The sequence below is a fragment of the Paenibacillus sp. FSL F4-0097 genome (assembly GCF_038593125.1).
Classification (GTDB): Bacteria; Bacillota; Bacilli; order Paenibacillales; family Paenibacillaceae; genus Paenibacillus_AQ; species Paenibacillus_AQ odorifer.
Genome location: NZ_CP151965.1, coordinates 4155143 through 4168607, shown reverse-complemented (window position 1 = coordinate 4168607; position 13465 = coordinate 4155143). Strand labels below are relative to the sequence as shown.

Annotated in this window: 11 protein-coding genes; all 11 read left to right on the top strand. The window is 45.1% G+C overall.

Annotated features, from left to right (window positions below; all coding sequences use genetic code 11):
- The first annotated feature begins 183 nt into the window (after positions 1-183).
- The 11 genes from MHH86_RS18600 to rpsO all read left to right on the top strand — a co-directional run bounded on the left by MHH86_RS18600 (position 184) and on the right by rpsO (position 13339).
- Positions 184-4512 carry a PolC-type DNA polymerase III gene (locus MHH86_RS18600; RefSeq protein ID WP_076100393.1) on the top strand — a complete coding sequence of 1443 codons (4329 nt, stop codon included), beginning with the start codon at positions 184-186 and terminating at the stop codon, positions 4510-4512.
- 199 nt (positions 4513-4711) lie between these two features.
- Positions 4712-5179, top strand: a complete 468-nt coding sequence (rimP, locus tag MHH86_RS18595) for a ribosome maturation factor RimP (protein WP_036688473.1) — start codon at positions 4712-4714, stop codon at positions 5177-5179.
- A 26-nt stretch (positions 5180-5205) separates the two neighbouring features.
- Positions 5206-6303, top strand: coding sequence for a transcription termination factor NusA (gene nusA / locus MHH86_RS18590; RefSeq protein ID WP_036688470.1), 1098 nt, complete (start codon positions 5206-5208; stop codon positions 6301-6303).
- Positions 6304-6331: 28 nt separating this feature from the next.
- Positions 6332-6640 (top strand): YlxR family protein, encoded by a 309-nt coding sequence (locus MHH86_RS18585; RefSeq protein WP_036688467.1) that lies wholly within the window; start codon positions 6332-6334, stop codon positions 6638-6640.
- Positions 6633-6956, top strand: coding sequence for a YlxQ family RNA-binding protein (locus tag MHH86_RS18580; RefSeq protein WP_036688466.1), 324 nt, complete (start codon positions 6633-6635; stop codon positions 6954-6956). Before MHH86_RS18585 ends, MHH86_RS18580 begins: the two co-directional genes overlap by 8 nt.
- A complete protein-coding gene (infB, locus tag MHH86_RS18575) occupies positions 6949-9609 on the top strand; it encodes a translation initiation factor IF-2 (RefSeq protein WP_036688463.1) in 2661 nt (886 codons plus the stop codon). Before MHH86_RS18580 ends, infB begins: the two co-directional genes overlap by 8 nt.
- A gap of 18 nt (positions 9610-9627) precedes the next feature.
- Positions 9628-9975, top strand: coding sequence for a 30S ribosome-binding factor RbfA (gene rbfA, locus MHH86_RS18570; RefSeq protein ID WP_036688461.1), 348 nt, complete (start codon positions 9628-9630; stop codon positions 9973-9975).
- 72 nt (positions 9976-10047) lie between these two features.
- Positions 10048-11025: a bifunctional oligoribonuclease/PAP phosphatase NrnA gene (locus MHH86_RS18565; RefSeq protein ID WP_036688459.1), complete on the top strand. Its 978-nt coding sequence runs from the start codon at positions 10048-10050 to the stop codon at positions 11023-11025.
- A complete protein-coding gene (truB, locus tag MHH86_RS18560) occupies positions 11022-11936 on the top strand; it encodes a tRNA pseudouridine(55) synthase TruB (protein ID WP_036688456.1) in 915 nt (304 codons plus the stop codon). The genes MHH86_RS18565 and truB overlap by 4 nt, the downstream gene beginning before the upstream one ends.
- Before the next feature lie 37 nt (positions 11937-11973).
- Positions 11974-12921 (top strand): bifunctional riboflavin kinase/FAD synthetase, encoded by a 948-nt coding sequence (locus MHH86_RS18555; RefSeq protein ID WP_036688455.1) that lies wholly within the window; start codon positions 11974-11976, stop codon positions 12919-12921.
- Between the two features lie 148 nt (positions 12922-13069).
- Positions 13070-13339, top strand: a complete 270-nt coding sequence (gene rpsO / locus MHH86_RS18550; protein WP_036656390.1) for a 30S ribosomal protein S15 — start codon at positions 13070-13072, stop codon at positions 13337-13339.
- Positions 13340-13465 lie beyond the last annotated feature (126 nt).

Sequence of the window (13465 nt, the reverse complement as noted above, 5' to 3'; positions counted from 1 at the left end):
TTGAAACCAGAAGCTTTTTAAAATATAAGAATTTATAGGAATTCGCTATAAATTATCCTTATATTTTTACGAGAAACAGTTATCGTCTTTAAAAGGCGACAACATCGTTTCTTCTTATCATATTGTACTTTCACTGTATATCATGGATAGTTTTAACTGGGTTATTAAAGGTGGGAGGAAAGCATGGAACAAAACCAGGAGAGAAGAAAAAGGTTCGAGCTCTTGATGAAGCAGGGTGAAATTCCGCCTGCAATCATGGATCCCTACTTTTTAGACGGGTATATAGAACGTGTTGAGATCAGTCGCGGCAACCGGGACTGGCAAATCGTTATTACGAAAGAAAGTCTGGTTCCAGCACAGGTATATCGGACATTTAGCCTTAGAATGCGGGAGAAGCTACAGCATATAGCTAAAGTAAGCTTTTTGTTCCTATATGATGAGAAGGTTAGTAGAGCGGAGCTTGTCCAAGAATATTGGGGACTGTTTCTGGAGTGGGTGCATCGGGAGATTCCATCGGTAAACGGCTGGCTGACCCGCTCCTCACAGGAGCTTAAAGAGGATACTTTAATGTTAACGATGAGTGATTCCACTTCGATGGAGCTGGCTCGCAAAAAAGGCATCGATGGAGCAATTATTAAATTTTATGATAAGTATTTCGGTCTCTCCTTAAAAGTTAAATTACTAATGGCGGAGAACGAAAATAATAATGTTGAAGCATTCGAAGAATTTCAGCAAAAGCTTCAGCAAGAACAACGCGAGATTGTTGAGCAGATGATGACTGCTGTGGAAACAGAAGCTCCTGCTGATGATAGCGATCCTAATGAAGTAATTAAGCTTCAAGTGGGGTATGAAATTAAGGAACAGGCTGTGCCGATTCTTGAAATTCAAGATGAAGAGAAGAAAATTACAATTCAGGGTACCATTTTTGGTCTGGATCGTAAGGAGCTTCGCAATGGCAGTACCTTGTTCACTTTCAGTCTGACCGATTTTACGGATTCTCTACAAATGAAGATGTTCGCGAAGACTAAAGATGATCTGAAGGTTATGAGTCAGCTAGCTAATGGCAAATGGGTAAGAGCACGCGGAAAAGTAGAATATGACCGTTTTATGCAGATTCCTGAGCTCGTGATGATCCCTTCGGATTTAACGGAAGTTAAGGCACCGCCTGCACGTAAAGATACTGCTCCTAAGAAACGGGTGGAATTCCACCTTCACACTACGATGAGTACGATGGATGCGGTCACTCCGATCACTACCTATGTCAAAACAGCTGCCCAGTGGGGTCATCCTGCGATTGCTATTTCTGATCATGGTGGCGTTCAGGCTTTTCCTGATGCAAACCATGCAGCTCATAAGCATAAGATAAAAATGATTTATGGTGTGGAAGCTAATGTTGTGAATGACTCTGTGAATATTGTCGAGAATGCTCAGCCTTTGGACTTGAAGACAGCTACCTATGTAGTGTTTGATATAGAAACCACGGGTTTATCGATTACCCGCAATAATATTACGGAGCTGGCGGCCATTAAAATGTGCGAAGGCAAAGAAGTAGACCGTTATTCTACTTTTGTTAATCCGCATGAGAAAATCCCTTATCATATTCAGCAATTGACCAATATTACGGATGAAATGGTAAAAGATGCTCCTGATCTTGAACCAGTACTGCGTAAGTTTGTTGAATTTGTGGGTGACAGTATCCTTGTAGCTCATAACGCCAGGTTTGATATGGGTTTTATTCAGGCCTCGTTACGTAAAATAGGTGAACCTGATCTTCCGAATCCATCTCTTGATACGCTTGAGCTCGCTCGCTTACTATATCCAAGCATGAAGAATCACAGGCTGAACACATTAGCCGATAAATATAAAGTTCTTCTGGAAAGCCATCACCGTGCGATTGATGATACCATAGCACTCGGCGGTATATTAACAGGATTGCTCGCAGATGCTGAAAAGATGAAGGGCATGACCCGCCTTGATCGACTAAACGATTATGTGGGTAATGATCTTTCGAACACAAGACCGTTCCACTGTAATATTTATGCACTTAATCAAATAGGCAAAAAAAATCTTTATAAGCTCATTTCCATGTCACATACGGAATATTTCAAACGTGTACCTTGTATTCCAAAATCCAAGCTGGAAGAGCATAGAGATGGACTGCTAGTGATTTCCGGTTGTGAACGTGGAGAGTTTTTTGAAGCAGTACTCAACAAAACGACTGAGGAAGCCATGGAGGTTGCTCATTTTTATGATGTGCTGGAGATTCAGCCATTGACCATGTACATGCACTTGGTGGACAAGGGTTTTGTAGCAGGCCCTGATGAGCTTCGCGATGTAGTCCGCAAGGTTTGCGAAATAGGGGAACAGTTAAATAAACCTGTTATCGCAACGGGGAATGTGCATTATCTTGAACCCCGGGACAAGCTGTATCGTGATATTACGATTAATGGGATCACAGGCTTTAGTCCGCTTAAAGACCAACGCAAACCGGATGCACACTTCCGCACAACGGATGAAATGCTGTCTGAATTCGAATTTCTCGGTGCTGAAAAAGCGATGGAAGTCGTTGTCACAAATACAGTTGAGCTGGCGGAGCGTTTTGAAGAACTGGAGCTATTTCCAGATAAGCTATTTACACCAATTATTGACGGGGCGGACGAAGAAATTCGCGAGACCTGCTACAATACAGCCAAATCCATTTACGGTGAAGAGCTGCCTGAAGTAGTTATTGCCCGTTTGGAGAAAGAGCTTGCACCGATTATTAAATACGGGTTCTCTGCCAACTATTTGATTTCTGAACGTCTCGTAAAAAAATCAAATCAGGATGGGTATCTCGTAGGCTCGCGGGGTTCCGTAGGTTCTTCTGTAGTCGCTACATTTCTTGGGATTTCAGAAGTTAATCCTTTGCCTGCGCATTATATTTGCCTAGATCCCGAGTGTCGCCATAGTGAATGGTTCCTGGACGGTAGTGTGCGGAGCGGATTCGATTTACCAGATAAAGTCTGCCCGGATTGCGGTCAGAAGCTCAAAGGTGAAGGCCAGGATATTCCGTTCGAGACCTTCCTTGGATTTAAAGGGGATAAAGTCCCCGATATCGACTTGAACTTCTCAGGGGAATATCAGCCGAATGCACATAACTTTACCAAAGAAATGTTTGGTGAGAAAAATGTATTCCGTGCCGGAACGATTGGTACCGTAGCTGAGAAGACAGCCTTCGGATTTGCAAAAAAATACGAAGAACTGCACCAGAAACGTTGGCGTGGAGCTGAAGTTGGCCGTCTGGCGGCTGGCTGTACAGGCGTTAAACGTAGTACGGGACAGCATCCGGGTGGTATAGTCGTTGTTCCAGACTATATGGAGGTAGAAGATATTACGCCAGTACAATTCCCGGCAGATGATGTCAATGCTGAATGGAAGACCACACACTTTGATTATCACGCTTTTGACGCGAATTTGCTGAAGCTTGATATTCTGGGTCATGATGATCCGACGATGATGCGGATGCTTCAGGATTTGACAGGTGTTGATCCAACTTCTATCCCGATGAATGATCCGAAAGTAATGAGCATGTTTAACTCTACAGATGCACTTGGAGTAAGACCTGACGAAATCAGATCACCGGTTGCGACCTATGGTGTGCCCGAAATGGGTACCAAGTTCGTACGTCAAATGCTTATTGAGTCGAAGCCGTCCAGCTTTGCTGACTTACTGCAAATATCAGGTTTGTCTCATGGTACTGGAGTTTGGCTTGGTAACGCTCAAGAGCTTATAAAGAATAACACGTGTAACATTAAGACCGTTATCGGTTGTCGTGATGACATCATGCTCTTCTTAATTTATAAAGCGGGAATGGATGCGAGCTTGGCCTTTAAAATTACCGAGAGTGTTCGTAAAGGTAAAGGTTTGTCTGACGAATGGATCGAGGAAATGAAAAAGTGCAAGGTCCCACAATGGTATATTGATTCTTGTCTGAAGATTCAATACATGTTCCCGAAGGCGCATGCTGCTGCATACGTAATTTCTGCAGTACGTACCGCCTACTTCAAGCTGTATCATCCTATTGAATATTATGCGACTTATTTCTCTGTACGTGCAGCAGATTTTGATATTGAATTGTGCTGTAAGGGGTATGAAGCCATCAACCGTCAGATCGTAGAAATCGAGCAAAAAGGATTTCAGGCTTTGCCTAAGGAAAAGGCTATGTTGCCTGTCCTTGAGATGGCTTTGGAGATGACGGCACGTGGGTTTACATTCAAAAACATTGATCTTTACCGCTCAGAAGCGAATAAGTTTATTGTTGATGACAAGAGTTTGATTCCTCCGTTTTCCGCATTAGCGGGAATTGGTGAGAATGCTGCTATCAACATAGCTGCTGCGAAAGATGCTGGAGAGTTCCTGTCTATTGAAGATTTCCAGCAGAAATCAAAGGCAAGTAAGACGGTTATTGAGCTGCTGACTGGCATGGGCTGCTTCCGCGGCTTACCGGAAAGCAATCAACTTTCCCTATTTTAAAGGCTTTAACAACACTTATTTCATGGCTAGAAAAGAGTGCTCCAAAGGGGGAGTCAAGGGCTAGCACTTGTCAGTCCAGTTTCCCTATGGTATAATTTCTTTGGTAATAATGAGATAAGTCCGTTGTGTAAAGAGTGGGGAAACCCACTCTTTATCTTTGGTATATAGCAAAAGACAAGTTCGTGGAGGTAATTTTCTTTTGAGCACACCCAAATCTAAAATTAAACAAACGGTAGAGCAGATGCTCGGGCCCTATCTCGACGACAATGGTTTCGAACTGGTGGACGTTGAATACGTGAAGGAAGGCTCCAATTGGTTTCTGCGTATATTCGTAGATAAAGAAGGCGGCATTGATATTGATGACTGCGGGATCATTAGCGAATATTTCAGTCAGAAGTTAGATGAGAATGATCCTATTCCTGAGGCATATTTCCTTGAGGTTTCCTCGCCGGGAGCAGAGCGTCCTCTCAAAAAAGCTGCGGATGTAGCTAAAGCGGTAGGTAAGGACGTGTATGTGACTGTTTATGAGCCGATTCAAGGACTCAAAGAATTTGAAGGTCGTTTGCTCTCGTTCGAGAACGAGGAACTGCTCATCTCCGCGGGCAAAAAAGAACATGCAGTACCGTACGCCAAGGTCGCAAGTGCGAGATTGGCCATTATTTTTTAACGTCTTGAAAGGGGGGCCGGAAATTCATGAGTATGGAGTTTATTGAAGCAATGAATGAGCTGGAGAGGGAGAGAGGCATCAGTAAAGATGTGCTGTTTGAAGCGATTGAAGCGGCGCTGATCTCTAGTTATAAACGTAATTTCAATGCAGCACAGAACGTGCGTGTTGACATGAATCGCAATACAGGTGTCATTAAAGTGTTTGCCCGCAAGTTAATTGTTGAGGAGGTCCTGGATACAAGGACTGAAATCTCATTGCCGGCAGCCAGAGAAATTAACCCGCATTTCCAGCTGGAAGATATCGCTGAGCTTGAAGTGACACCACGTGATTTTGGACGTATTGCCGCACAGACTGCTAAGCAGGTTGTAACTCAACGGATTCGCGAAGCAGAGCGTGGACTTATCTATAATGCTTTTATCGACAAAGAAGATGATATCGTTACTGGACTAGTTCAACGTCAAGATATGCGGAACATTTACATTGATCTTGGTAAAATCGAAGCGGTTCTTCCGCTTAGCGAATTGATGCCAGGTGAAAAGTTCAAACAAAGCGAACGCATCAAGGCTTATATCACAAAAGTTGAGAATACAACAAAAGGTCCGCAGATTATGCTCTCCCGCAGTCATCCTGGATTACTGAAGCGTCTGTTCGAGCTTGAAGTTCCTGAAATATTTGACGGTGTAGTTGAGATTCGTTCTGTAGCTCGTGAAGCTGGCTTCCGCTCGAAGATTGCTGTGTATTCCCGCAATCCAGAAGTAGATCCCGTTGGTTCTTGCGTAGGTCCAAGAGGCACACGCGTTCAGACCATCGTTACTGAGCTTCGCGGTGAGAAGATCGATATCGTCCGTTATTCTGATCTGGTGCAGGAATATGTTGCGAATGCACTAAGCCCTTCCAAGGTTCTTGAAGTTCAAGTCTTTGAAGCGGAGAAGATGGCGAGAGTTATCGTTCCTGACTATCAATTATCACTGGCTATCGGTATTAAAGGGCAAAATGCACGTCTTGCCGCTAAACTTACCGGCTGGAAGATTGATATCAAGAGTGAAACTCAAGCGGAGCAGGAATACGGCAGACCGAAATCTTCTATTGATGAAATGCATCAGGATTCCGTCTCCATAGATTAATTAACCTGCTTGACGGGAGGCGTTTGGTATGAAACAAAAAAAGGTGCCGCTGCGTAAATGCGTTGCTACCCAAGAGATGATGCCTAAAAAAGAGCTGATTCGTGTGGTAAGAACGCCTGAAGGTGAAGTGCTGATTGATCTGACGGGTAAGAAGTCAGGCCGTGGTGCTTACATATGCGGCAAGCTTGAATGCTTTCAGCTGGCACAAAAGAACAAAGCACTTGACCGTGCATTGAAATGTCAAGTGAGTCCTGAAATCTACGCCCAGCTAGCCCGGGAGTTTACATCCGTGGAAGAGCAGTTTCTAGCAGCAAAGGATAGTGAGGATAATGAGTAAGGCGCTTTCTTATTTAGGGCTTGCCATGAGAGCAGGCAAGATAGTCACCGGTGACGAGGCTGTACTCAAAGCTGTACGGTCTTCAGAGGCGAAGCTGGTCGTTCTGGCAGGTGACGCTTCAGATAATACCCAAAAAAAGTTCCGTGATAAATGCGGAACTTACGATATTCCACTAGTAATCGCATTTCACCGGGATGAACTCGGTGCAAGTATTGGTAAAGACCAGCGTGTAGTACTGGCCATTACGGATAAAGGATTCGCGGAAATGATCTCCAAGCAACTCGGAGATACTGTCGGAGGTGGATTTATTGACTAAAGAAGAGAACAAAGATAAATTGCGCGTGTACGAATACGCAAAGTCACTAAACATGAGCAGTAAAGAAATTATTACTATTCTGAAGCGTTTGAATGTCCCCGTGAATAATCATATGAGTGTCATGGAGAATGGATCCGTGAACAAAGTTGAACAGTTCTTTAAGGATATCAAATCAAACGCTGCAGCCAAGCGGGATACCGGCACCAGCAGCCGGCCGGTAACAACCGGTGCGGTAACAGCCGAACCTCAAAGTGCTCAGAATGCCAACAAAAATCAACAGGAAAAGCAGGTAGGTATGAACAGTAACCAAAACAACAACCAATCGACGACGTCCCCAAGGCCCCAAAGCGGACAAGATTCCCGCAGAACACAAACAGGTTCAACGCAGAATGCACGTCCGCAACAAAGCGGTGCTCCACGTACTAACAGTACTAGCAGTACTAGTAGCAGCCGCCCGCAAAGCAGCACTACCGGCGGCAATCGCCCACAAGGTAGCAATACCGGTGGCAGCCGTCCGCAAGGCAGTAATACTGGCGGCAACCGTCCACAAGGAAGCAACACAAGTGGCAGCCGTCCGCAAGGCAGCAATACTGGTGGTAGCCGCCCACAAGGCAGCAACACTGGTGGAAGCCGTCCACAAGGAAGCAACACAAGTGGCAGCCGTCCGCAAGGACAAAACAGTGCACCACGCACTGACAGCCGTCCACAAGGTCAATCTGGCACAGGCGGAGGTTTCACACGCGGTGATGACAGAGGTCCTAAAAAGAACACAACTGGTGGCAGACCGAATAATAATCAAAGACGTTTTGATGATGGTAAAGGTGGTAACTACCGCGGTCGTGGTGGTAAGAATGGTCGTGGCAAGAACCAGCCAATGGTACACCGCGAGAAGATCGATAACACACCTAAGAAAATCATCGTTCGTGGCAGCATGACCGTTGGTGAAACAGCGAAATTGCTTCACAAGGATGCTTCTGAAGTAATCAAAAAGCTGATTTCAATGGGTGTTATGGCTACCATCAACCAAGAACTTGATATCGACACCATTTTGCTACTCGCTGCTGAATTTGGCGTAGAAGTAGAAGTGAAGATTCCTGTTGATGAGGACAGCTTCGAAACAGTGGAAGAGAATGACAATGAAGAGGATCTTCAGACTCGTCCTCCAGTAGTTACTATTATGGGTCACGTTGACCATGGTAAAACTACACTGCTTGATGCTATTCGTTCGACAAATGTGACTCTAGGCGAAGCCGGCGGAATCACTCAGCACATCGGTGCTTATCAAGTCGAAATTAATCAAAAGAAAATCACGTTCCTTGATACACCTGGTCACGAAGCATTTACTGCTATGCGTGCTCGTGGTGCACAGGTTACGGATATGACAATTATCGTAGTTGCTGCTGATGACGGTGTTATGCCTCAGACCGTTGAAGCTATTGCACACGCTAAGGCTGCTGGACTTCCGATTATTGTCGCTGTTAATAAAATCGACAAGCCGGGCGCAGATCCTGATAAGGTGAAGCAAGAGCTTACAAGTTATGAACTTGTTCCTGAAGAGTGGGGTGGAGATACCATCTTCGTTAACCTCTCTGCGAAACAACGTATTAACTTGGAAGAACTGCTGGAAATGATCCTGCTCGTAGCTGAAGTTAATGAGTACAAAGCGAACCCTGACAAACGGGCACGCGGTACTGTTATAGAAGCTGAGCTTGATAAATCCCGTGGACCAGTTGCTCGTATACTCGTTCAGAACGGTACGTTGAAAGTCGGCGATGCCTTTGTAGCAGGTAACTGCTTCGGACGTGTACGTGCTATGGTCAATGATAAAGGTCGTAAGATTAAAGAAGCTGGACCATCTACTCCAGTAGAAATTACTGGTTTGACTGAGGTGCCACAAGCTGGCGATCCGTTTATGGCATTCGAAGACGAGCGTAAAGCCCGTGCGATTGCTGATAGACGTTCTACTTCCCAACGTCAATCTGAGCTGAATACGAACACCCGTGTAACTTTGGATGATCTGTTCCAGCACATTAAAGATGGCGAGATCAAAGACCTTAACGTGATTATCAAAGCTGACGTACAAGGTTCAGTCGAGGCGCTTAAAGGATCCTTGGCTAAGATCGAAGTGGAAGGCGTACGAGTGAAGATCATTCACAGCGGTGCTGGTGCGATTACTGAATCCGATATTACGCTTGCAGCAGCATCTAATGCTATCGTTATCGGCTTTAACGTTCGTCCAGACGCACAGACCAAAGCAGCTGCTGAGCAAGAAAAAGTAGATGTTCGTCTGCACAACATTATCTACAACGTAATTGAAGAAATCGAAAGTGCCATGAAAGGTATGCTCGATCCTATCTATAAAGAGAATGTTATCGGTCACGCTGAAGTTCGCAGCGTGTTCAAAATCAGCAAAGTGGGTACCATTGCAGGATGTATGGTTACTTCTGGTAAAATTACCCGTAATGCTGAAATGCGCTTGATCCGTAGCGGAATCGTAGTGTTCACAGGTAAGGTTGATACTTTGAAACGTTTCAAAGATGATGCCAAAGAAGTGGCGCAAGGTTATGAATGTGGCATAACTTTGGAACGCTATAATGACGTCCAAGAGGGCGACATTATCGAAGCGTTTCTTATGGAAACTGTAGAGCGCTAAGCGAAGAGGTGAATATAGATGTCTAAAATTAGAGCAGGACGAGTGGGCGAGCAGATCAAGAAAGAGCTTAGTCAACTTATCCAAAGCGGTCTGAAAGACCCTCGAATCGGTTTTGTAACTGTAACTGGCGTAGATGTGACTAACGATCTATCGCAAGCCAAGGTATACTTAAGCGTGTTCGGGGATGAAGAGCAGAAGGCAGACTCGCTTAAAGCGATTGAGAAAGCCAATGGTTTTCTTCGCTCAGAGCTTGGCAAGGCCATTCGCCTTCGGCATACACCGGAGCTGATCTTCAAGATCGACGAATCTGTCGCTTATGGCAGTCATATTGAGAAGCTTCTTGGAGAGCTTCATAAGAACGATTAGAAATAAGTGATTAAAGTGGGGTTCAAAATAGCGTTATGCTATTTTGAACAACCTTTAAAAAGGAGACGGCGAATGCAGAGCTATGAACAAAGTCTCCAGCAGACCCGTGAGTTTCTGCTGGAACACGACGATTACCTTGTAGTGTCGCATGTTCAGCCGGACGGAGATGCAGTCAGCTCCACCCTTGCGGTGGGCTGGCTTCTCTCATGTCTGGGCAAAAAATACACTATGCTGAATGAAGGACCGATCCCGAAGCGAATGGAATACCTATGGCATTCGGATGAAATCATCAATATGGCCTCTAGTGAACCGCCCCGTCAATACAGCAACGTCATCTGTGTGGATTGTGCGGATTTTCAGCGAGTAGGGCTGACAAACCGCTATTTTGCGAATGAGGCTCTTATCCTGAACATTGATCACCATCCAACAAATAACGGTTATGGATTCGTTAATTTAATCAAACCGGATGCAGCTGCGACAGCGGAAATATTGTTCGACCTGCTGAAGACATTCGAGATCGAATGGGATATTGATATCGCCACAGCTATATATACGGGTCTGTTAACAGATACCGGTGGTTTTCGTTATACCAACACATCACCAAAAGTAATGGCAACTGTATCTGAGCTATTATCCCTTGGAGTTAACGGTCCTGAACTCGCTGAGACATTGCTTGAAGAAATGACGCTGCCACAGGTTAAAATATTAAATAAAGCCTTAAATACGCTGGAATTATCTCCTGAAGGAGATATTGCCTGGCTATATGTTACACCCGAGCATATGATCGAATGTGCTGCTGCTAATGAAGATTTGGAAGGAATCGTAAACTACCCTCGTAATATTCGGGGCGTGGAAGTAGGCATTCTTTTTAAAGTTATTCACGAACATGCGGTCAAGGTTAGTCTACGTTCTGCAGGTAAAGTAGACGTGGCTGCATTGGCGCAAACGTTTGGAGGCGGCGGTCATACCCGTGCTGCAGGTGCGCGTATAGAAGCTACGCTTGAAGAGGCAATAGCTCAGGTGCTTGAGGAGGTAAGACGTCATTTATGAGTGAACTAGAAGGTGTTCTGGCGGTTTATAAACCGGCAGGCTTCACTTCACATGATGTTGTAGCCAAGGCACGTCGTATTCTCGGCATGAAACGGATTGGTCATACGGGGACACTAGATCCCCAAGTGACTGGTGTATTGCCGCTTTGTCTGGGACGTGCGACTCGCGTTGTGGAGTATATTCAGGAGCTGCCCAAAGAATATGTGGCAACACTGAGACTGGGGATGTCCAGTGATACTGAAGACTTAACTGGAACCATTACGGAAACTGTAGATGAGGTTCATGTAACTGAGGAAGAGATTCTTGCAGTGCTTGCCTCTTTCAAAGGTGTAATTTCTCAGGTTCCTCCCATGTACTCTGCGGTGAAAGTGGATGGCAAACGTCTTTATGAATTGGCTAGAGAAGGCAAGACCGTTGAACGAAAAAGTCGTGAAGTAGAGATTTATGAAATCGAAATGACGGATATGACTTGGGAAGGTAATCATCCCGACATCACTTTCCGGGTATTATGCTCCAAAGGCACGTATATTCGAACACTTTGTGTTGATATCGGTCGTGCGCTTGGACTGCCGGGTGTAATGGTGAAGCTGGAGAGAACAATGTCGGCAGGAATTTCTGCCAGCCATTGTTTATCCCTTGAGGATATTGCCGCGCACAAGGAAGCCGGAACATTAGAAGATCATTTAATCGCTGCTGATGAGGCAATTTCGCATTTGCCTAAGCATACCGTTATGGATGAGAAGAAGAAGGCAGCACTGCAGGGTCAACGTTTGTCTTCGCGGTTCATTGCTCCAGAAGTGAAGACAGCAGGTCAAATTCGGCTATACGATCTTCAGGGATTGTTTCTTGGCATTTATGAGCTGGAAGAGACAGGTGCTATTGCCCCAGTAAAAGTGTTTGCACAAGCTTAAATCAATTTTACCAAGTGAATTGTAGGTGAGAAACAGCGTGAGAACCGTAACGTTAACCTATCCGATGTCGCCGGAGACTGCTGCCGAATGGGCACAACCTCAAGTGGCTGCTCTAGGGCAGTTTGACGGCCTGCATCGTGGACATGCCAGTGTCATTACATCCGCTGTGGCCTTAGCCCGTAAACAAGGTGTGCCGGCTGCAGTCCTTACATTTCATCCTCATCCCAAAGATGTTATGGGTAAGGGGGATTATGAAGGGTACTTGACGCCACCCTTTGAAAAGCAAGAGATTCTTGCCAGCATGGGTGTAGATATCCTGTATGTTATTGAATTTAATGAGCAGCTTTCCCGGGTTAGTCCACAGAATTTTGTCTCTGTTATGCTTTTGCCGCTACATATTGTAACTGCAGTTGTTGGCTTTGACTTTCGCTTTGGCTACCAAGGTGAAGGCGATGTTGAGATGCTTCGTAAGCTGGGTGAAGGTGTTATGAATGTGGAAGTTGCTCCTCCTTTTCTGCTTGAAGGCGAAAAGGTTAGCAGCTCCGGCATTCGCAAAAGTCTCCAAAATGGAGATCTGGGACTGGCAAACTCCTGGTTCGGACGTTGCTATCATCTGCGTGGTGAAGTGGGGCATGGTGAGAAGAGAGGCCGCACAATTGGTTTTCCAACTGCCAATTTGAAGCTCAGTGATCATTTTGTCATTCCGACCAAAGGTGTATATGCGGTTCGAGTCTTTTATAAGGATAAAGTTCTGTACGGGGTTATGAATGTGGGCGTTAAACCAACCTTTCATGAGGGTGTGTTGACTCCGAGCTTTGAGGTACATCTGTTTGACTTCGAGGGTGACCTGTATGATCAAGAGCTTAAGGTAGAATTTGTATCTTACATTCGTCCAGAACGGAAGTTTGACTCCATTGGGGCATTGATTACTCAGATTGGCGAGGATGCAGAAACCGCGAAGAAGATTCTGGAGTATAATTTATAGTCATCCCGGACAAGCCGTTTACTTTTGTTAATGGAGATGCTATACTAAGTAACGTTGCTGGCTTACAGCATCATAACCTTAGCTTGGTTGCACGTTCTCACCGACGGTGACGAGGCTAGTGGCGATTATATTGAAGGAGGTGAACAGGATGGCATTAACTCAAGAACGTAAACATCAATTGATCGACGAGCACAAAACTCACGAATCCGATACTGGATCCCCTGAGGTGCAAGTTGCTATCCTAACGGAGAACATCGTTAATTTGACTGACCACTTGCGTACGCACAAGAAAGATCATCACTCCCGTCGCGGATTGTTGAAAATGGTTGGACAACGTCGTAAACTTCTGGCGTATTTGAAAAACAAAGACATCAGACGTTACAGCGCCCTGATCGAAAGACTGGGATTGCGTCGTTAATTTTCCATAAGATTACTCTTAAAGCAGCCTGGTTGTATACCGTATGTCCTTCTCGGAGCGACAGCGGGACAGCTGGGTTGCTTTTTGAAAATTTAGGGAAAACTTAATATTAGGATCGATGAGATT

What these genes read in the sequence shown, in the direction of transcription:
- rpsO (WP_036656390.1), top strand. Translation starts at nt 13,070, where the DNA reads ATGGCATTAACTCAAGAACGTAAACATCAATTGATCGACGAGCACAAA.
- nusA (WP_036688470.1), top strand. Translation starts at nt 5,206, where the DNA reads ATGAGTATGGAGTTTATTGAAGCAATGAATGAGCTGGAGAGGGAGAGA.
- MHH86_RS18580 (WP_036688466.1), top strand. Translation starts at nt 6,633, where the DNA reads ATGAGTAAGGCGCTTTCTTATTTAGGGCTTGCCATGAGAGCAGGCAAG.
- truB (WP_036688456.1), top strand. Translation starts at nt 11,022, where the DNA reads ATGAGTGAACTAGAAGGTGTTCTGGCGGTTTATAAACCGGCAGGCTTC.
- MHH86_RS18600 (WP_076100393.1), top strand. Translation starts at nt 184, where the DNA reads ATGGAACAAAACCAGGAGAGAAGAAAAAGGTTCGAGCTCTTGATGAAG.
- MHH86_RS18585 (WP_036688467.1), top strand. Translation starts at nt 6,332, where the DNA reads ATGAAACAAAAAAAGGTGCCGCTGCGTAAATGCGTTGCTACCCAAGAG.
- MHH86_RS18565 (WP_036688459.1), top strand. Translation starts at nt 10,048, where the DNA reads ATGCAGAGCTATGAACAAAGTCTCCAGCAGACCCGTGAGTTTCTGCTG.
- rbfA (WP_036688461.1), top strand. Translation starts at nt 9,628, where the DNA reads ATGTCTAAAATTAGAGCAGGACGAGTGGGCGAGCAGATCAAGAAAGAG.